Origin of the sequence: Microbacterium sp. K24 (assembly GCF_004794465.1) — a bacterium.
GTDB lineage: Bacteria > Actinomycetota > Actinomycetes > Actinomycetales > Microbacteriaceae > Microbacterium.
In genome coordinates, this window is the sequence record NZ_SSDJ01000092.1 from 1 (window position 1) to 19,647 (window position 19,647).

20 protein-coding genes are annotated in these 19,647 nt (G+C 67.0%); 8 read left to right on the top strand and 12 right to left on the bottom strand.

Annotation, left to right across the window (positions count from 1 at the left end):
- Positions 1-147 precede the first annotated feature (147 nt).
- On the top strand, positions 148-432 hold the full coding sequence (locus DW306_RS07675) for a helix-turn-helix transcriptional regulator (RefSeq protein WP_240747110.1): 285 nt from the start codon (positions 148-150) through the stop codon (positions 430-432).
- Positions 433-2,966: 2,534 nt separating this feature from the next.
- Here DW306_RS07675 and DW306_RS07685 read toward each other — a convergent pair.
- The 4 genes from DW306_RS07685 to DW306_RS07700 form a co-directional block, all read right to left on the bottom strand.
- Entirely contained in the window at positions 2,967-4,016 is a 1,050-nt protein-coding gene (locus tag DW306_RS07685) for a TniB family NTP-binding protein (protein ID WP_136055026.1), read from the bottom strand.
- Positions 4,013-4,696, bottom strand: a complete 684-nt coding sequence (locus DW306_RS07690) for a Mu transposase C-terminal domain-containing protein (protein ID WP_136055027.1) — start codon at positions 4,694-4,696, stop codon at positions 4,013-4,015. The genes DW306_RS07685 and DW306_RS07690 overlap by 4 nt, the downstream gene beginning before the upstream one ends.
- A 74-nt stretch (positions 4,697-4,770) precedes the next feature.
- Positions 4,771-6,048, bottom strand: coding sequence for a hypothetical protein (locus DW306_RS07695; protein WP_136055028.1), 1,278 nt, complete (start codon positions 6,046-6,048; stop codon positions 4,771-4,773).
- A complete protein-coding gene (locus DW306_RS07700) occupies positions 6,045-6,875 on the bottom strand; it encodes a TnsA-like heteromeric transposase endonuclease subunit (protein WP_136055029.1) in 831 nt (276 codons plus the stop codon). Before DW306_RS07700 ends, DW306_RS07695 begins: the two co-directional genes overlap by 4 nt.
- A 239-nt stretch (positions 6,876-7,114) precedes the next feature.
- On the opposite strand from DW306_RS07700, the gene DW306_RS07705 reads away from it, so the two are divergent.
- From DW306_RS07705 to DW306_RS07715, 3 genes are all read left to right on the top strand, one after another.
- The gene (locus DW306_RS07705) at positions 7,115-7,483 is read left to right on the top strand and encodes a helix-turn-helix domain-containing protein (protein WP_136055030.1); all 369 of its coding nucleotides are present in this window, start codon (positions 7,115-7,117) and stop codon (positions 7,481-7,483) included.
- Position 7,484: 1 nt separating this feature from the next.
- On the top strand, positions 7,485-8,462 hold the full coding sequence (locus tag DW306_RS07710) for an SRPBCC family protein (protein WP_136055031.1): 978 nt from the start codon (positions 7,485-7,487) through the stop codon (positions 8,460-8,462).
- 137 nt (positions 8,463-8,599) lie between these two features.
- Positions 8,600-10,006: an FAD-dependent oxidoreductase gene (locus DW306_RS07715; protein WP_136055032.1), complete on the top strand. Its 1,407-nt coding sequence runs from the start codon at positions 8,600-8,602 to the stop codon at positions 10,004-10,006.
- On the opposite strand, the gene DW306_RS07720 is transcribed toward DW306_RS07715, so the two are convergent.
- From DW306_RS07720 to DW306_RS07750, 7 genes are all read right to left on the bottom strand, one after another.
- Entirely contained in the window at positions 9,994-10,710 is a 717-nt protein-coding gene (locus tag DW306_RS07720) for a Pr6Pr family membrane protein (protein ID WP_168429259.1), read from the bottom strand. The two genes, DW306_RS07715 and DW306_RS07720, sit on opposite strands and share 13 nt — an antisense overlap.
- Before the next feature lie 54 nt (positions 10,711-10,764).
- Positions 10,765-11,154, bottom strand: coding sequence for a DoxX family membrane protein (locus DW306_RS07725; protein WP_136055033.1), 390 nt, complete (start codon positions 11,152-11,154; stop codon positions 10,765-10,767).
- A 30-nt stretch (positions 11,155-11,184) separates the two neighbouring features.
- Positions 11,185-11,904 carry a ribonuclease H gene (locus DW306_RS07730; RefSeq protein ID WP_136055034.1) on the bottom strand — a complete coding sequence of 240 codons (720 nt, stop codon included), beginning with the start codon at positions 11,902-11,904 and terminating at the stop codon, positions 11,185-11,187.
- A gap of 49 nt (positions 11,905-11,953) precedes the next feature.
- Positions 11,954-12,181 carry a hypothetical protein gene (locus tag DW306_RS07735; protein ID WP_136055035.1) on the bottom strand — a complete coding sequence of 76 codons (228 nt, stop codon included), beginning with the start codon at positions 12,179-12,181 and terminating at the stop codon, positions 11,954-11,956.
- Between the two features lie 67 nt (positions 12,182-12,248).
- A complete protein-coding gene (locus DW306_RS07740) occupies positions 12,249-12,563 on the bottom strand; it encodes a protealysin inhibitor emfourin (RefSeq protein WP_136055036.1) in 315 nt (104 codons plus the stop codon).
- Complete coding sequence (locus tag DW306_RS07745) at positions 12,538-13,608, bottom strand: M4 family metallopeptidase (protein WP_136055037.1); 1,071 nt, start codon at positions 13,606-13,608, stop codon at positions 12,538-12,540. The genes DW306_RS07740 and DW306_RS07745 overlap by 26 nt, the downstream gene beginning before the upstream one ends.
- 231 nt (positions 13,609-13,839) lie before the next feature.
- Positions 13,840-14,283, bottom strand: coding sequence for a hypothetical protein (locus DW306_RS07750; protein ID WP_136055038.1), 444 nt, complete (start codon positions 14,281-14,283; stop codon positions 13,840-13,842).
- A 127-nt stretch (positions 14,284-14,410) separates the two neighbouring features.
- On the opposite strand from DW306_RS07750, the gene DW306_RS07755 reads away from it, so the two are divergent.
- The 4 genes from DW306_RS07755 to DW306_RS07770 are packed head-to-tail and all read left to right on the top strand — an operon-like array spanning position 14,411 to position 19,276.
- Positions 14,411-15,721, top strand: coding sequence for a sugar ABC transporter substrate-binding protein (locus tag DW306_RS07755; protein ID WP_136055039.1), 1,311 nt, complete (start codon positions 14,411-14,413; stop codon positions 15,719-15,721).
- A gap of 2 nt (positions 15,722-15,723) precedes the next feature.
- Positions 15,724-16,686, top strand: a complete 963-nt coding sequence (locus DW306_RS07760; RefSeq protein WP_136055040.1) for a sugar ABC transporter permease — start codon at positions 15,724-15,726, stop codon at positions 16,684-16,686.
- Positions 16,683-17,627, top strand: coding sequence for a carbohydrate ABC transporter permease (locus DW306_RS07765; protein ID WP_136055041.1), 945 nt, complete (start codon positions 16,683-16,685; stop codon positions 17,625-17,627). Before DW306_RS07760 ends, DW306_RS07765 begins: the two co-directional genes overlap by 4 nt.
- Positions 17,627-19,276, top strand: coding sequence for a glycogen debranching protein (locus tag DW306_RS07770; RefSeq protein ID WP_136055042.1), 1,650 nt, complete (start codon positions 17,627-17,629; stop codon positions 19,274-19,276). Before DW306_RS07765 ends, DW306_RS07770 begins: the two co-directional genes overlap by 1 nt.
- A gap of 22 nt (positions 19,277-19,298) precedes the next feature.
- On the opposite strand, the gene DW306_RS07775 is transcribed toward DW306_RS07770, so the two are convergent.
- Positions 19,299-19,643 carry a UBP-type zinc finger domain-containing protein gene (locus DW306_RS07775; RefSeq protein ID WP_136055043.1) on the bottom strand — a complete coding sequence of 115 codons (345 nt, stop codon included), beginning with the start codon at positions 19,641-19,643 and terminating at the stop codon, positions 19,299-19,301.
- Positions 19,644-19,647 lie beyond the last annotated feature (4 nt).

The window sequence follows — 19,647 nt, forward strand, 5'->3', positions numbered from 1 at the left end:
GACGCGACCGCCTGTCATCGGGATGGGCAGCACACGTGCAGAGGGAGCGGAGCGATCCGACGAGGACGAGATTGTTTCGTATGGCCTTCCGAATTATGCCATACCGATTAGGCCATACGTAGAAGCGCTGGTCGGGACGCTTGGTAGGTGCCACGCCGGAACGAAGAGATTGAGGCAGAGTGGAGCGCGTACTCCCAGCGCTTCGCGACCTCGCTCCGTTCTGCGCGCGAGCGCGCTGGGCTAAGCCAGGAAGACGTCGCGTATCGGTCCGGCCTCACGCGCTACACCTATCAGAAGTACGAAAAGGGTGAGTCGCGCCCGGGGCGTCCGGCCAATCCCACGTTGAGGACGGTGCTCGCACTCTCTCAAGTGCTCGAGATATCACTGGCTGATCTGGTCCCCGGGGACGCCCCTGATTTTCGAAGCCGTTAGGCCTACGTCAGTCTGGTCGCGGGCCGGAGCTCATGAGAGTGGCCTCCCGCGGAGGGGCATCTGCGGTGACGCTACCCGGTTACGAGTAGAGAGACGGATCAGCGAAGAATCGTGAGGGCCCGGGGGATGTGGGCTCGTGAGTTGCTGTGACGTTGGTGGTTCTTGTGCGGAGTGTCAGCTTCGGGCGATCACGGCGTCTCGTCGCCCCTGTCTGTAGCAGACGGGGCATCCGGTGCCCAAGCTCCGCTGAGCGATTATCGCTCGCCAGGTGTGGCCGTTGCTGCATTGCCAGGCGACGATGCGATTTGAGAAGCGTGTGACCTGCTGCGGGGTGAGGGGGTTGTTCGCGCCCCACTCGGCAGCGAGGTCTGGGCGGAGAGTGGCGAGATCGGTCTCCCCCCGGATAGCTCGCTGACCAGCGCAGCAGGGACAGCCGCTGCCTTTCGAGCGATTGCTGATCGTGGCCCGCCATTTGTGGCCCGTGCTGCACACCCAGGCCACCTTTCGATTTGACGATACGGTGACCTGCGCTGGGGTGAGCTCGTTGCTCGTATCCCACTCCTCCGCAAGGTCCGGTCGAAGCGTGTTCAGGTCCGTCTGTCCTGGGATCGCCCGCCGTCCACTGCAATAGGGGCAGCTATGCTGGCCACCGCTGCGTGAGGCGACTGTTGCTCGCCACGCGTGACCCTTGTCGCATACCCAACTCGCTCGAAACTCCGATCCGCTGGTGACCTCGGTTGGCTTCCGGCCATTGACGCCGTGTGTTCTGTCCCACTGATCTGCAAGTTCGGGATGGACACTGGCGAGGTCGTTGAATCCGGCCAGGACAGATCTGTTGGCGCAGAACGGGCATCCCGCATCACCGCCGATACGGCTTTGGATTCGGGCCTGCCAAACATGGCCGGAGTCGCACACCCAGGAGACGCGGTGAGCTGAGCCAGCCGTGACCTCTGTGGGTTTTCTGCTATTGCTGACGTCCCACTGGGCGAGCATGTGGGGGTGAGTCGTGGCGATGTCATTGAAGCCGACGAGAACGGATCGGTTCGAACAGTATGGGCAGCCCGTGCCTTCCGTGCGGGTTCGCTCATAGATGCCCGTTCGCCAGCTATGTCCGCAAGAACCTCTCCACCACGCCTTCTTACTTGACCCCGGGCTTACCGTCGAGGGTGTCACGCCGTTGTTTCTCACAGGATCCCAGTCTCGTGCGATGTCGGGTCGAACGGTAGCTAGGTCGGTTTCCCCGGGGATTGGACGCGTGCCGGCGCAGTATGGACAGTGGTGATGCAGCACTGTCCGGTTGCGGATAGTAGCTTTCCAACAATGTCCGCGGCGACACCGCCACCTGATGCAGCGGGTGGACCTTGGGCCGGTGTGATCTGGATCCCCCACGTTTCGTCCGGGGGCAGTGTCCCAGTCCGCGGCGATATCGGGTCGAGTAGTTCCCAGGTCGGTGTGTCCAGGCCATACCTTCTGGCCTGTGCAGAAGGGACATCGTGTGACGGCGTAGCCGCGTGTGAAAGGACTCGCTTCCCATGAGTGTCCTTGGTCACAGACCCACCACGCATTCTTCGTAACCCCGTCCGAGCCCCAAGGGTCGCGGGCAGAGCTGTTGCGGCTCCAGTCCCATTCGGTGATGGCCAGCGGGTTGCTTTGAACCCATTTGGGGTACGAGGCTGCGGCGTCGATGATTGCGGCGGGGTCGACGAGGTCCAACGGCGGGCGTAGGGGGGCGAAACGCGTCTTGACGGTCATGCGACGCAACGGACGCAGCCAGAGCACGATGCGTTCGACGAGCACATCGGTCGCTCCGTATGCGGTCCCTATCGTCGCGCCAATGTCAGTACGGAGCAGGGCCGTTGACCGCAGCGTGCGCCATCGCTCCACGTTGTCGCAGTCGGACAGTGCCATGAGCACGGAGACGATTTCGGGGAAGAGCGAGGCGCGGGCAGAGGCTTCTTCGCTGTGCGAGGACTCGTTTGCGATCTGCTGCCAGCTGTCGCGTCGGGTGAGGCGAGCGTTGTCCCGTACCATCTCCCACACGCGGGTGTGGAGTCGAGCGTCGATGCGACCGGCGGCGACCATTCGTCGGAATCTGCGTTCTGCCTTCGCCTGAGCGCTACTGAACTCAACAATCGGCTGCGACTCTGGCGTCGTGCCGGGCCCCGCCCACACAAGCTGACCGGAGTGCCGAAGGCACCAGTTCTCGCGGTCGTGCGGGATCTGCTCGACGTGGTCACCGCCGGCGCAAAGCCGGCAAAGCCACCTCGCAGGGTAGTCCAGAGCCGGATCGGGCTGCGAAATCCGCTTCAGACGCAGGTAATGGCCCGCGGGGCGGCCAGCTGCAGCCTCGATCGTGACCGCAGCGGCGACCTCGTCGGCCCACACCCGCTTAGTGTAGGGCTGGGCGGGGGAGGTGAGCCCTCGCTCGACGAAGTCGAATGGAACCCCTGCGGCCTGACATTGACGGCGGGCATAGGAACGTGGCGTTTCGAATCGGTGCCATTTTGGCCGGATGGGCCACGCCCGGGTGTCTGTCACGCTGCCTCGACCAGGTCATCGAGTTTGATGCGATGCCGGACCGGCGTGGTGTGTCGGAGCCCGTCGACGACCTTGAACAGCCGCTCTCGGGTTATCAGTTCGTCACTTCGGGTGGGGTCGTCGAGAATGGAGGCGACCACGCGCTCGACGATCAACGCGAGAACGGCGAGGCGCCCGTCCGCGGCGGCGTGGAGAGCGCGCGCGTTGCTGGTGAGCGTGCCGCGGACATGGTCGCACAGTGGAAGGTTGCGGTCGAAGGTCGCGACCCAAAGCGTCCACAGTGCGAGCCCGTTGTCGGACTTCAGATCGACTCTGCGGAGCTCGACCATGTCACATCTCATCGTGACCTGCAGGCCTTCACCCTTCCCAAACGCCGAGCCGCTGGCCAGGTTTATGCCGACCAGCGCGACCGTGGCCGACGACTCGTTCTGCAGTGCTTTGATGACGCTCGAGGGCTCGCTTCCACCGAGGTTGTGGGCTTCGTCGATCACGAGCAACTTCGTGCGGTGAAGATGTAGCAACTCGACCGCCCGCCGCCGAAGGTCATCCGTGGTGATACGCGTCGGCAGGGCGGCGGTCGGGGCGAGGAACCGGACGATCTGAGCGAGCAGTGCCTTGCCCGTTGCGTGGTCTGTCACCTCTACCCATACGACCGGAACTTCACCCTTGTTGGCGTAGTCCGGATATCGTTTGGCGTGCTCGTACTCAACCGAGCGAGCAAGAAGCAGCGCGAGTTCTGTCTTGCCGTAAAACATCGGTGCCGAGATCATGAGGCCTCTGCGAGAGTTCTTGCGGCGCGGGTTCGAAGCAATGAGCTTGGAGAGGATACGGGCGCTGAGATCTTGCTCAGGAGTCGGCACACGCAATGTCAGGCGCACGAAGTCGTCGCGGGCCAGGTCGTACAGGTCCCGCTGGCCTGCCGGTAGTGCGGCGTAGTCCGCGAAGGTCAGAGCGGGCGGCGAGAGTGGTAGCGCAGTGAGCGCCTCGCGAAGGCCAGTCAGCGTGGTCTTTCTGTCGTGGTGCAGCGTGAGTGGCTCGATAATCATGAGCGGATCTCTTTCATCGTCACGATGTCGTATGTCGACGAACCCCAATCAATGCCTTCGACGTCAACCGGGTCGGCCCATTCGCGCAGTTGGATCGGGGCAGGTTCGGTTACTGGCGCGTCTGCATCTAGGCGGTTGGCGTGCGTATCGCGGACATGGCGCTTGCGTGCATGCTTATCGCTGCGCGCTCGTTGTTCGATCTCGTCGAGGAACTCTGCAGTCTTGGGGCTCTGATTAGGTTCGCCTGTTCCGAAGCGTTCGACCATTTTCATCTCGGTCTCTGCGGCCATCCACGCTCCTCGGTCATCGATCGCCTGGTCCCAGCACTCGATCCACTTCCCGGTCTCTGGATGTTGAACCCATACCGCATTGGTGTTGTACGGGTCGAAGTGGATGTCGAATTGCCGTGCCTGTAGTGACCCTGCCGCCGCGCCAGTGAGGGAGCGGTTGCGGAGGTCGGCCAGCAACGCCGAGTCGTACCGGCGGTTCTGAAACGCGATTCCTTCGTCGCTGATGATTCGCCGCGCGGTGGGCAGCAGCGCGAAGAAGTCCTCCGCACGGAATGGGAGCTGAACTCCCGGCCCGACGTCGAACAGTGCCGCGTACATCTGGTTCGGTGTCCATTTTCGGCCCGGGAAAAGCGGCGACCGCAGTCCGCTGTGCTGCTTGTTCAGGAACACGGTGGTGACCCATGCATCGAACGCGAGCCGTACAGAGTCAAGGGTGAGGGTGGGGATGTCTCCTCTGCCTCGGTTCACGGCCGAGTTTCCGGTTGATCCAGCCAGCCATGTCGCGAAACTCGTAGATGTGGTGCCGAAATTTCGCTCGACGTGTGGCTTGACCGTCGGAGTGTTCGGCGGAGCCAATACCAGCGAAATGCCAAAGGCGCGGCATGCGGCTTCGAAGGTGGCGGACCGAAAGTCGGCACCCCCATCGATGGTGATCGCATGGCGAAGATCCACGGGATCGCGAGCGAATCATCGTCGAGGTACGGGTTGATCTTCATCATGAGCCCTGCCGGCAGTGTCGCTGATCCCGACAGGGTCGCGGCGGCGGAGCCAGGAATCGCCTTGCGGCCGACGATCGCCCGGGCCAGTAAGAGTGCATGATCGAATCCATTCGGAGAGTCCGCGTGGATTGCCCAGGCCAGAGGAACTCGGCTGGCGACGCAGAAGAGCGCTGTTGCCGTAGGTCGGTAGGTGTTCCCCCTGTCATCCCACACCTGCACGTCGAGCAGAGTGGAGTCGATCTCGCAAACTGTACCGAGCCGATGGGCATTGCCTGAGAAGTACGCCCGGTCGGGGCTGTTGGAGGTGTTGCGGCGGGTCGTCGCCTTGGCGAAGCTATATCGACCAGCGTCGCGCTCGTTGATGTATCCCTGAAGAGTGGTGTCCTTGATCGCGCAAATCGGGTCACCGGGATACATGCGCTCCAACGTCCGCCGCACGAGGGCAGCGCAATGACGGCGGCTGCTCGTGGGCATGTTCACACGGCTGTCGAGCTCGCGGTCGATTACGGCAACCAAACGCGGGTCGGCCTTCGCGATCGCCAACCGCTTCTTGCCCTTCGGGTGCAATCGCGCGTCCACCCCGGCGGCCCCTTCGGATTGGTATGCCTTCCAGAAGTTGAACAACGCCTTCCGCGAGCGACCCAGAGCGGTGCCGGCCAGCTCTTCTACCTTTGACGCAATCCGCTGTTCTTGAGTGGTCTGGCTCGGGTTGTAGAGCGGCCGGGGCCGCGTCGCAGTCGGATCCATTGGAATGCCCCGGAAGACTTCGAGCAGGTGTCTCTCCATGTCGAGTACATCGGAGGGCCAGTCACCTGCCACTTTTCGAAGCGGCGCCTTGGAGTCGCGCCGGGCGGTGCCTGCGTGCGCGAGTAGTTCCGGCATCGACAGGCTGAGCCAATCGTCCGCAGTGCCGTCGAGTCGGAGCCTGGCTTCTTCGCCGCGGCGCACGCCTTCCCAGACCCAGGTTTCTCCCTCGATCTCGACGGTGTCACCGAGTCGAAGTTTGTACTCGTCCGGCATCATGCTGCCCTTCCCTCATGCGCTGACTCAGACGTTGTGTAGACGGTCTCGTTGCTGAAGACGGCGGAGAGATCCACGTGGAGTAGGCGGCGCCAGGCCATGTTGTCGACCCACGCGCAAGCCAGCGGCGGGCATTCTGGGGACACGATCTGGCACAGCTCTCCACGCGGTCGGCCACCGCACGCCATCTCCAATATCAGCGCCTCCATCTCGCGTGTTGGGAGGCAGCGGTCATGGCGCGACGCCGACAAGCAGTCGAGATTGGCTGTCGCCCTACGGTCGCGGCCGGTGAGCACTCGGTAGTGCCAGCCAAGCGTTTCGCACACGGCAGCGGTTTCCTCGAACTGAACACGGGCGGAATCGTCGATCAGATCGGCCGGGCGGACATCGAACAACCCGTAGCTGCCGTCGGTGAACTGCGCGAGGAAGTCGGGAACGTGCCAATGCTCGAACAATCGCGAACCACGTCCGAAAGCCACGGCGAGAGGCTGCGACCACAGGCGCTCCACCTGACCGCCGTAGTCCAGCCAGAGCAATTCCCAGCGTTCGCTCTGGGACTCACACCAGACATGGGAGCGGGTCCGCTTCCAGAAGTACATCGCCGGCGTGGACCGGTGGCGGACCCCCTTCGAAGAACGCACCATCATCGGGTCGATGCTGGCCCAATCGCGGTCGCCCAGATCCGGTTGAACGATCTCGTGCTCCTGGCGGAGCAGCGGTGAACGGTTGGTGTGTTCGTTGGCGTGTGGAACCCAGTGCAGCTCGGTGTGACCAGAGTAACGACGCCGGGTGATCTGCCTGGCGATTTCTACCGGCCGCACTATGTCCACCTTTCGAACGCGAATCACACGTCAGACGCCAGGTGGACCTGTCGGAACCGATCGCTCCTGCATCCACCACGATGATCTGACTGCGTCGGCTCTCCGGCGGGAGCTGCGACGGCTCCCCGTGACACACGGTGTCACGGGGAGCCGATCGTGTGTCATCTAAAGCCTGCTTGTGTCACCTCAACTTGGTTCCGACAATTCGCTCTTGACACGCCCCCCGCTTCGCCCTAACCTACAACCAAATGGTTGTACAAAGAGAACTCAGCGAAGCGGAGGTCGACCGTGTGTTCCACGCATTGGCGACGTCGACCCGGCGCGACATCCTGCGCCGGACGATCGAGCGGGAGCAGTCCGTCTCGACCCTCGCCTCCGAATACGAGATGTCGTTCGCCGCAGTGCAGAAGCACGTCGCCGTGCTCGAAGCCGCGAACCTCATCGTCAAGCGCGCCGAGGGACGCGAGCGGCTCGTCCGCGCGAACCCCGAGATGATCGCCCGCGCCAGGGCGCTCCTCGCCCGATACGAAGAGCTGTGGCGGTCGCGCATCGCCCGGCTCGACGACCTGCTGGCGGAGCCGGCATCCACGCAGAACGAATCCAAGGAAGAGGACTGACATGCCTGTCACCGACGTCATCACCGATACCGACAACCTGACCATGACGGTCATCGCCGACTTCGCGGCTCCCGTCGAGCGGGTCTGGAGTGCCTACAGCGACCCGCGTCAGCTCGAGCGCTTCTGGGGTCCTCCCGGATGGCCGGCCACGTTCAGCGAATGGGACCACACCGTGGGCGGTCACGCCGTCTACACGATGAACGGCCCGCGCGGAGAGCGGTCGTCCGGCTCGTGGGAGTTCCTCGCCATCGACGCTCCGCACCGGTTCGAGGTGCTCGACTCGTTCGTCGACGAAGACGGCAAGCCGCTCGAGGGCTTCCCCGCGCAGCGGATGTCGTTCGACTTCGAGTCCACCGCCGACGGCACCCGCATGGTCACGACGAGCCACTTCGCCTCGGTCGACGCGATCGAGCAGGTCGTCTCGATGGGTCAGGTCGAGGGCATCAAGCTCGCGATGAGCCAGCTTGACGCGGTGCTGCAGGACCTCCGCGACTACGCCCAGGGCAAGGGCACGAACGTCGAACTGCTCGACGACGTGCACGTGCGCATCACCCGCCTCGTCGAGGGGCCGCGCGAGCTGGTCTGGCGCGCTCACAACGAGCCGGAGCTCATGAAGCAGTGGCTGCTCGGGCCCGACGGCTGGGAGATGACGGAGTGCATCGTCGCCACCGAGGTCGGACAGACCTATCGCACCTCGTGGGCGCCGGTAGGTGACACCGAGGGCCAGCCGTTCGGCTTCGAGGGCGAGGCGCTGCTGATCGACGCCCCGCGCCGGTCCGTCAACACCGAGCGGATGATCGGGATGCCGGTCGAGACGCTCAACGACCTGAACCTCTACGAGGAGGACGGGGCGACGCTCATCACGCTCTACATCGAGTACCCCGACAAGGAGACGCGCGACATGATCCTCGCCACCGGCATGGCCGACGGCATGGAGGCCTCGTACGACCGCCTCGAGAAGGAGCTGCTCGCCGTCTGAGTGTGCACAACTCCGCAGAAACCGGCCGATCCCCTGCGAATCGGCCGGTTTCCGCCGTCTCGGGCGCGTTCTGGAGGAGTTGTGCACGGGCGGATGCTGTCGCTCACACCGGCGAGGCGGGATAAAGTGGCGACACGATGAGGATCACGCGCCGCACTCTGCTCATGGGCGCCGGAGCCGGCGCCGTCTCGGTGCTGCTGGCGTCGTGCACACCGGACCCGGAGCCCACTCCGACCCCCACGCCGACTCGCGACCCGCAGCCCCAGCCGGGTGTGCCGGAGCCGTCCGCCCGCCTCCGCAGTTCATGGACCACCGATCCGTTCTCCTACGGCGCCGTGAGCTTCACCCCCGTCGGTGTCCTCGCCGAGACCCGGTCGCTGCTCGCCCGACCGGTCGGCGATCGCGTGTTCTTCGCGGGCGAGGCGACGGATGCCGACGAGCCCGGCACGATGCGCGGCGCGATCCGGTCCGGCGCGCGCGCCGCGGATGAGGTCGAGGACGTCGCGGCATCCGGAGAACGTATCGCCGTCATCGGCGCGGGCCTGGCCGGTGCGACGGTCGCGGCGCGCCTCGTGGCAGCCGACATGCAGGTCACCGTGTTCGAAGCGCGCGATCGCATCGGCGGACGCATCCACTCGGTGACCGATGATGCGTGGCCGATGCCGGTGCAGCTCGGAGCCTGGCTCTTCAGCGCAGCCGACGACGACCTGCTCCGTCGCATGGAGTCGTGGGATATCGGTGTGATCGACCTCACCGGCACGCAGTGGCGCGGACCCGAGGGCGACGTCGAACCCGTCGATGCGCAGCCTCTGGAAGACGCGATCGCGGCCGCGCAGGCGGGTCCGGAGGACATCGCGGTGACCGAGGCGCTCACCTCGGCCGGCGGGGATCCCGATGATCCCTCGACGGCGGCGCTCCTCGCCTACCTGGCGACAGCGACGGGCGCCGACGCCACCGACCTCTCGAGCTGGTTCCCGCCCGCGCTGCCACCCGACCCGGTCGCCGGTGAAGCCGTCGACGAAACCGTGGACGCGGCGGATGACGATGCCCTGCAGGGCGCGCGCGACGACCTCACCCCACTCGTCGAGGATGCTCTCGACGGCGTCAAGGTCTCGCTGTCGTCGCCGATCAGCAGGCTCGCCTACGACGACACGGGTGTGAGCGTGCGGCTCGGCACAGGGGAGGCACTGTCGTTCGATCGCGTCATCGTGACCGTGCCGCTCGGGGTGCTGCAGGAACAGGACCTCGAGTTCGACCCGCCGCTGCCCTTCAGCAACCGCAACGCCATCGGCGCCCTCGGCATGGGCCGGATCGAGACGATCTGGCTGCAGTTCGACGAGGCGTTCTGGGATGCCGATGCGGCCATCTGGCACGCGGTGGGCGCCGATGTCGGCATCCGCACCTGGATCAACCTGCGGCCGGCGACGGGCGAGAACATCCTGGTGGGAATCGTCGGCGGCGCGGCCGCTGAGGAGTTCGCGGCGCTCGACGACACCGAGGCTCTCGAGTCTGCGATGGAGTCGCTCGCGATCTACGCGTCCTGACCCACGGACTCGAGGGGCCGCGTGGTCGCGACCCGATCCCCGTCTTCCGGGTCGCGCCACTTCTCGCGCGTCGGCATCCGGCTGATCAGGACGAGCATCGCGGCGACCGCGGCGAACACGGCGAGAGCCACGCCCGAGAAGATGACGAACTCCGCCGGCCCGCTCACCTGCCGGGGGTCGAGGAAGTAGTACGGATACCAGCCGATGAGCGGGCCGCGCCACAGCGTGAACACTCCCCAGACGAGGGGATACGCCAGGGTGATCGGAACGACCCGCCACGGCACGGAGCGGTGCCCCGGCGCCAGCACCCAGGCCGCGATCGTGCACGCGGGAAGCCAGAAGTGCAGCACCTGATCCGACCAGGGCACGTCGATGCGGATGCCGCGCTCGCCGCCCTGCCAGACCATCACGGCGAAGACGATGCCGGCCGTGATGGTCCACGACAGCACGAGAGCGAGGGCGATCGTCAACCAGCGCGGATCCTCGGCACGCCGCAGGGCGATGATCCCCGCGACGATCAGCAGCACCACGAACGCGATGTTGGACTGGTTCGTCAGGTACGCGAAGAAGTTCTGGCTCGCGATCGTGTTCGAGGCGAGACCCCACGCCAGCCGATGGATCAGCGAGACCAGGCAGATGGCGGCCGCGCCCAGACGGAGCACGCCGAAGACCGTGCGGGCCTTCACCGTCGCGTCACCGTCCATGCCATCAGCCGAGTCTACGGATCGGCGCCGGTGACCTCGCCGACCTCGCCGACGTCAGCGGCGCGGGGTGCGCGTCGACCAGAGAGCCAGCACCACGAGCACCGGCTGGAAGAACAGCCGCACGAAGCGCTTCATCTCGGTGTCGAGGCCGAACCCGTCGCGGTGATGCATCCACTGCGCGAGGTTGCCCGGGAACACGGCGACGAAGAACAGCGCGGCGATGACGCCGACCAGTCCGCGCCGTCGACGGGCGAGCAGCAGCGCGGAACCCAGCGCCACCTCGGCCACCCCCGAGGCGACCACGGTCACGTCAGGATCGAGCGGGAGTGATTCGGGCACCTGCGCCTGGAACTCCTCGCGCGCGAACGTGAGGTGCGAGACCCCGGCGAAGACGAGGGCTGAACCCAGGAAGAGGCGGCCGATGGTGCGGGCGGGAGTCGACATGGTGCGAGTGTACGCCGCGGCATCCGCTGTTCAGATGAGGCGGCGGAGCGCCTCTTCGAGCGTCACGCCCTGCGCCTCGGCGCGATCGCGCAGACGCGCATGCTCGTCGGCGGAGAGCGCGAGGCGCACCTCGATCGGGTCGTCGACGGGCGCGTCGAGACCGTCGAGCAGATCGGATGCCTCGGCCCAGAGCGTCTCGACCGGAGCGGCGGTGACCGGCGCCGGCGCCGTGCCGGCACGGGCCGCGATCGGAGCGGATGCCGCGACAGCGGCCCCGGCATCCACAGCCCTCGTGAAACCCGGTCCGCGGCGCGGCTCCAGCTTGTTCTTGTAGGCGGTGGCTGCGGCGTTCGCGCGCTCGTCGGCGGCTTCGTTCAGCTCGTCTCCCGCGTGCCCTTTCACCCAGGAGAACTGCACGTCGCGGCCGCGCAAGGCCTCGTCGATACCCTCGAGCAGGTCGCGGTTGAGCACGGGTCCGCCGTCGGACTTGCGCCATCCCTTGCGCTTCCAGCCCGGCATCCACTTGGTCACGGAATCGATCACGTAGCGGCTGTCGCACCAGATGTGCAGCTTCTCGTTGGTACCGGCCGTGGCCTTCAGCAGCTCGAGCACCGCCTGCAGCTCGCCCTGATTGTTCGTGCCGTGCGCGGATCCGCCCGCCGCCCAGTTGTCATCGTCGATGTACCAGGCCCACCCGTTGGGGCCGGGATTGCCCAGGGCGGAGCCGTCTGCGGCGGCGGTGATCGTCATCCCTCCACCGTAGCCGGGGGCGGCCCGGACGCCGGACCGGCACGGGACGTCAGTCGCCGGGTTCGTCCTCGGGCTCACGATCCTCGGCCGCGACGGCATCGGGCGCGGGTGCCGCGACCGGGAACACGATCGAGTTCACGTCGACGCCGAGCCCGAGCGCCAGCGGGTCGACCGGCGGCGCCTCCTCGAGGATGTCCGTGCGGTCACGATCGAGCGGCTCGGACGGAAGCGTCCACTGGTTCTCTTCTTCTTCTTTGCGCTGCTGGAAAAGTCCCATGCGTCCATTGTCTCCCCGTCGCCGGAGGGCCGCCGGGTTCGCATCGGATCGATCGGATGCCGAGTGCTCAACTCGTGCGCTTCGATGCCTGGCGCACGGCATCGACGAGCGCCCGCCAGGGGCCGTCGACCTCGGAGTCGCTCAGCTCGCGCTCGCGCCGCTCCGACGGGGTGCGGGCGCGGATGCTCCACACGAAGCGATCGGCTCCGGCCGTGGCAGCCGCTTCCTGATCCCAGGGGCAGCTGTCGATCAGCGTGATCCAGTCATCGGCGTCAGATTCTTCTGCCTCGACCCGCCATTGGCGACGGATGCCGGCGATGCCGCCTGTGCGCACCACCGCGATCACGACGCGGACGTCAGTCGGTGGAGGGGACTCGCTCATCCTCATAGACTCCCACGGTGGTCCACGCGCGTCGAGCGGCTGCGGCCGTCTCGTCGTCGATCTCGGCCGCCGCGGTCACCGTTGCGTCGGCGAACTCGGTGAAGGTCGCGGTGCTCGACAGGCCGCTGGTGAGGGCGCGGTACCAGGCGGTGCCGGCGCGCTCCCACGCCTTGCCGCCGAGGTCGATCGCGAACACGGCGAACGCGCGGTTGGGGATGCCGGAGTTGATGTGCACGCCGCCGTTGTCTTCGGTCGTGCGCACATAGTCGCTCATGTGGGCGGGCTGGGGGTCTTTGCCGAGCTCGTCGTCGTCGTAGGCCGTGCCCGGCTCGATCATGGAGCGCAGCGCCTTGCCCTCGACGGCGTCGGTGAAGATCTCGGCTCCGATGAGCCACGTCGCCTGGTCGGCGGTCTGCTCGAGAGAGTACTGCTCGGTCAGCGCGCCGAACACGTCGGCGATCGACTCGTTGAGCGCGCCCGGCTGCCCCTGGTACTCGAGGTTCGCGGTGTGCTGCACGACGCCATGCGCGAGCTCGTGTCCGATGACCGTGGTGGAGCCGGTGAAGTCCTGGAAGACCTCGCCGTCGCCGTCGCCGAACACCATGCGCTGCCCGTCCCAGAAGGCGTTGTCGTAGTCGACGCCGTAGTGCACGGTCGCATCGAGGGGCGCGCCGGCATCGTCGAGCGAGTTGCGGCCGAACGCCGAGAGCAGCATCTCGAACGTCGCGCCGAGACCGTCGAACGCCTCGTTCACCGCGGCGTCGTCGACCGGGGCGTCGTCTTCGGTGCGCACGACCGCACCGGGCAGCTCCTGCGTGTTGCCGGCGTCGCTGATCGTGCGGTTGGGCGCATCGGACAGTTGCGCCACGAGGTCGCCGTTCTCGTCGATCGACAGGTCGATGCGGGCGCGGAACGGTGGGCGGCCCACCGTCAGCGTCTTCCGAGCGGCGGCCGCGGCCTTCGGGAAACGGCCCGACTCGGCCAGACGCGCGAGGAGATAGGAGGGGACGACGCCGTGACGTTCGAAGGATGCTGTGCTGCTCATGGTGCGACCCTACGCCGGGGCGCCGACGTTCAGCATCGGACATTCGGCCACAGCCTGCATATCGATATCTCGCCGTGCGGTGCCGAAGGGATGCGCGCAACTCAGGGTGGTCGGCCGGCGTGCAGAACGGAGGGGATCTGCGCCTCGGAGGGTGATCCGGCCGGCATCCGTCCTCCCTGGCGCAGATCTCCTCCGCATCGCTCGCCTCTGCTCCCGCCCTTCGGCGTCTGCTCAGTCGAGGTCGATGCTCAGCACCGTGGTCCGCATGCCGTCGGACTCGTATTGCACCGGCATGCCGGGATGGTCGATCGAGAACCAGAAGACGCCGTCGTCGGTGTCGTACCTCCGGCAGGTCAGGTCGCCGAGCGGCGTGGTGAGCGAGACGGTCGACACGCTCGTCGTGCCGGCGTCGAAGGCGGCGTGACCCTGCAGCTCGGTCCACGTGACCCGGTTGGAGACGATCGCCTTCGGGTCGGCGACAGCCCAGCGGTCGAGGGTCGCGCCCTCGGCATCCGTCTCTCGGAAGCGGTTGACGTGCTCGCCGAGTGGGCCGTCCGGACCCTCCAGCAGCAGATGGATCACCTTGCCCGCCCCCGTCGCGTCGCGGATCTCGGCGGCGGTGAACGGCGTCGGAAGTAGTCCGGGGCCGAGAACGTGCGGGTCGGTGGCATCCATCCCGTCATTCTCCGCCACTCGCGACGGCGCACCCGCATCTTGACAGGATTGCGTTCTGTATACAGAATACTGGTGGGCCCGAGAGGCAGGCCCGACACGATCTTCCGACGATGAAAGAGGTAGCGAGATGGCACGTGCGAACGTGACGCGGTATCTGGCACTGGTTGCTGCCGGCGCTCTGGCACTGGGGCTCGCCGCGTGCAGCGGCGGCGGCGGAGGCGGCGGTGTGGACGCCGACGGCAAGGCCACCGTCGTCTGGTCGACCTGGGGCACCGCCGACGAGCTGACCCGCTACGAGGAGTTCAACAAGGACTTCATGGAGCGCCACCCCGACATCACCGTCAAGCTGCAGCCCGTCGCCGATTACGGCGACTACCACTCCAAGCTTCTCGCACAGCTCACCAGCAACACCGCCCCCGACGTGTTCTACGTCGGCGACGACAAGATCGGCCAGTTCGTCGACTCGAAGCGCCTGATGCCGCTGAACGAACTGATGGACTCGAAGGACAGCCAGACCAAGAAGGACGACTTCTTCCCGGGCCTCTTCGGCGCGGCGGAGAACGACGGCGAGGTCTACGCCGCCCCGAACGACTCGAACCCCGACGTCTTCTGGTACGACAAGCAGGCGCTCGCCGCCGCCGGCATCACCGAGGACCCCGCGACCCTGGCCGAGAACGGCGAGTGGACGACCGACAAGTTCCTCGAGATGAACGCGAAGCTGCACGACGCCGGCCTCACGGGCACGATGTACTGGAACTACTGGGCCACCCACTGGAGCTGGCTGTCGTCGCAGGGCCTCGACGCCCCGTACGACGACTCGGGCGCCTTCATCGCGAACAAGGATGCCGACACCGTCGACGCCGTGCAGCAGCTCGGCGACCTCTTCGAGGACGGCACCTTCGTCGTCGCCGACACCCTTCCCGACGGCGCCGGAGCCGACAGCGTGTTCGTCACCCACAAGGCCGGCTTCTTCGTGCAGGGCCGCTACACGATCGGCACGGTCGACGCGACGGGCGAGCAGGACAGCTACGACATCGTGCAGTGGCCGACCCCCGACGGCACGGCGGCGCCCACCGGCGTGGCGACCAGTTTCCTCGCGATCAACGCCAAGACGAAGGTGAAGGACGCGGCGTTCACGTTCTGGACCGAGTTCCTCTCGGCCGAGGGCCAGACGTTCCGCCTCCAGGGCGGCGGCAACGCGGTCCCGTCGATCAAGGGCGCCGATGACGTGGTGCTCGAGGGCGACTACCCCGCTCACGCGCAGACCTTCCTCGACATGCGTGACATCGGCTTCGAGGACTACCCCGCCGAGGCGATGGTCCCCGGCCTCCCGACGGCGATCGCCGATGAGTTCCTGAAGCTCTACGAGGGCAAGGCGGATGCCCAGGAGACGCTGGACACGATCGCCGACGTGGTCAAGGACCGGTCGGAGAAGTAGGGGTGACCACTCTCACCGAGAACGGGCGGATGCCGCAGGCAGCACCTGCGGCATCCGCCCCGCCGCTGCGCAAGGAGGCGCCCTGGCGGCGCCGCGACCGCCTCTGGGGGTACGTCTTCGTCGGCCCGCAGATGATCGGCATGGGCCTCTTCGTGGTGCTGCCCTTCGCCGCCAGCCTCGTGCTGGCGTTCGCGGACTGGGACGGCCTGACCGACCTCACCTGGGTCGGGTTCGCCAACTTCGCCGACCAGCTGCAGGATCCGCTGCTCGGCCGCGCCATCATCAACACGCTGATCATCGCCGTCGTGACGGTGCCGATCGGCCTCGGGCTCTCGGTGATCGTCGCCGTCGCCCTCGAGAAGCTGAAGACGCGCACGCTCTACCTGATCCTCTTCTTCGCCCCGGTCGTCACGTCGACGGTCGCGGTGGCGATGATCTGGCAGCAGATGTTCCGCTCCGACGGCCTGCTGTCGGTCACGATCTCGAAGATCTTCGGCATCACGCCGCCGGACTGGCTGCAGGACCCGAAGCTCGCCCTCCTCGCCGTCTGCATCGTCACGATCTGGTCGTCGATGGGCTTGAACGTCGTGATCTTCCTCGCCGGGCTGCAGAACATCTCGCCCTCGGTGATCGAGGCCGCGCGCATCGACGGCGCCGGTCCCTGGCGCCTGTTCACCAGCATCCGTCTGCCGCTGCTCTCACCCATCGTCTTCTTCTCGTCGGTCGTGGCCTTCATCTCGTCGCTGCAGACGTTCGACACCGTCTACGTGCTCGTGCAGAACGCCGGGCCCGACAACGCGACCCGCACGATCGTCTACCACATCTTCGATCTGGGCTTCGGGCGGTTCGAGTTCGGTCCGTCGAGCGCCGCGAGCATCATCCTGCTCGTGCTGACCCTCGTCATCACGCTGGTGCAGTTCGGCGCACAGAAGAAGTTCGTCCACTACGAGGATGACCCCGCATGAGCACCCAGACCCCGCCGCTGACCGGTCCTGCTCCGGCGACCGATTCGACGATCGCGCTCACCGCGCCCGGCTACCGGCGTCGCGGCCGGGGCGGACCCGGTGCCGATCGCACCCGCCGGCGCCTCGGATCCACCGCCCTGCACGTGGTGCTGATCGTCGCCGGCATCGCGATGGTGTTCCCGTTCGTGTGGATGCTGCTCACGTCGTTCAAGACGCTGCCGCAGCTGCTGAAGAACCCGCTCGAGTTCCTGCCGAACCCGTGGACCTTCGACAACTACGCCGAGGCCTGGAACGCCGTGCCGTTCGCGCAGGCCTACCTCAACAGCGGGTACATCGCGCTGCTCGTCGTCGTCGGCACGCTGATCACGGCATCGATGGCCGGGTACGCGTTCGCGCGCATCCGGTTCCGCGGCAGCCGCGTGCTGTTCATCGTGTTCCTCGCGACGCAGATGATCCCCAAGCAGGTCACGCTCATCCCGTTCTACCTGCTCATGTCGAACCTCGGCTGGGTCGACTCGCACCTCGCCCTGATCGTTCCCGGTGTCATCGCGAACCCGTTCGCCGTGTTCCTCATGCGGCAGTTCGTGCTGGCGCTCCCCCGCGAGCTCGAAGAGGCCGCGATCGTCGACGGCGCCGGCCGCTGGCGCATCTTCTGGAGCGTCGTGCTGCCGAACCTCAAGCCGGGACTGGCCGCGCTCAGCATCATCGTCGCGCTCGATGTGTGGAACGCGTTCCTCTTCCCCCTCGTGCTGCTGAACTCGCCCGACCTCTTCACCGTGCCGCTGCTGCTGAACGCCTTCGAGAGCCAGCAGGGCTCGGTCAACTACGGCCTCGTGATGGCGGCGTCCGCGATCGCCACCGTGCCGATGCTGATCGTGTTCGTGATCGGGCAGCGCAGGATCCTCAACAGCATGGCCGCTTCGGGCCTCGGAGGACGTTGATGACGGATGCCGCCGCTCTCGCCGGCCGTCATCTCGACCTGGTGTCGGCGCCGTTCACCCTCCCGCGGTCGCGCGTGCTCGTGTTCCGCGAGGGCGACGGCGTGCGCGTGCACACCTCGGAGTACGAGCGGCGGCTGTCGGAGTGCCGCGTGCTCGACCGCCTGACGGTGTCGGATGCCGCGGGGCGGGTGCTGCCCGTGACGGACGTGCTGCCGGGGAGGGTGACGTTCGGGATCGCTCAGGAAACGGATGTCGTCGAGGCCACGCTGACCTTCGCCGACCCGTCGACGCTGAGCCTCGGCGGGACCGCGGGGCTCACCGCACGGCTCGAACTCCCGGACGGCAGCGTGTGGCGGCATCCGCTCGGCGAGGGCATCCGGATCCGCATCGCGGCCGACCGCTCCGCGACGGTCGAACCCGGCGATCACGACGCGGCGCTCGCCGCGACGGACCGCATCTGGGCGGACTGGTTCGCGACCTGCCCGACGGTGCGGGATGACCTGCAGGAGATGACGGCGTTCTGCTGGTGGGTGCTCGGCGCGAACATCGTCGAGCTGCCGTCGCTGGGCGATGCGCGGGCGATCGTGCCGTCGAAGATCGGCTACGTCGGCCTCTGGCAGTGGGATGCGTACTTCATCGCGGTCGGCCTGCGTCACGGCGACCCCGAACTCGCCCGCGAGCAGCTCGAGATCGCCTTCCGGTTCCCGCAGCCCGACGGGCAGCTGCCCGACGTCGTGCACGAGGAGGGTGTGCTCGCCACGAGCGACGACCTTCCCGAGAGCGACCGCGCGAACCTGCGTCGCGCCGGCTCGCAGATCGCCGACCCGAGCGCTCCCGTGCCGTTGACCAAGCCGCCGCTCGCTGCCTGGGCGCTGAGCAAGGTGCTCGAGGCGGAGGACGCCCCCGACTGGGCGCGCGACCAGCTCGCCCGTGTCGTCCGCTCGCAGGACTGGTGGTTCGCCGGCAGCGACCTCGATCACGACGGGATGCCGGAGTACGGGCATCCGTACTCCTCCGGGCTCGACGACAGCCCGATCTTCGACGGCCCGCTGCCGACGGCCGCCCCCGACCTCGGGGCGTATCTCGTGCGGCAGGATCTCGAGATCGCCGGGCTGCTCGAGCGCTACGAGACGGATGCCGACCTGACGCGGTTCGCCGCGCGGGCGGCGGCCACGCAGGATCTGCTGCTGCAGATGTGGGATGCCGAGCGCGGCCGGTTCCTCGCCGAAGGCGGGGGAGAGGTGCAGCTCAGCGACACGATCGTCGGCCTCATGCCGCTGCTCACCGGAACACTGCCGGCCGGGATCGCGGATGCGCTCGTCGCGGCGATCGACGACCCCGCGCGGTTCGCTCTGGAATGGGGACTGCCGACGGTGGCGGCATCCGATCCCGACTTCTCGGCCGAGCGGATGTGGCGGGGTCCTGTGTGGGTGAACACCAACGCGCTCGTCGCGGAGGGGCTCGAGGCATCCGGATACGTCGATCGTGCGCGGGAGCTGCGCGAGCAGACCGTCGCCCTCGTGATGCACGGCGGCGGTCCGCACGAGTACTTCAACCCGCACACAGGTCAGAAGGCTCGCACCGCGACGACGGCCTTCGGCTGGTCGGCCGCCCTCTTCATCGACCTCGCGGTGACGCTGTCGGCGTGAGGCGCAACCCCTCTCCCCGGGATCAGGCGTGGATGTAGTCGCGCCAGTTCGCCGGGACGCGGCCCGCGGGACCGGGCGCGGGCTGTTCGGCGGGATGGCTGGTCGGTGCCGCGAGTTCGGGTCCTTCGAAGGTCGACTCGTCGACGTAGTCCCAGTACCAGTCCTCACCCGGCTCGAAGCTCTGGATGAGGCGGTGCCCGGTCTCGCGGAAGTGCGCGGTGGCGTGCTGGCCGGGTGAGGTGTCGCAGCAGCCCACGTTCCCGCAGGCCGCGCAGCGGCGCAGGTGCACCCAGAATCCGCCCTGCTCGTCGCAGTCCCGGCATCCGGTGCCGGACGGTTCTGCATTCGTGTCGATGTCGGAGCTCATGTCT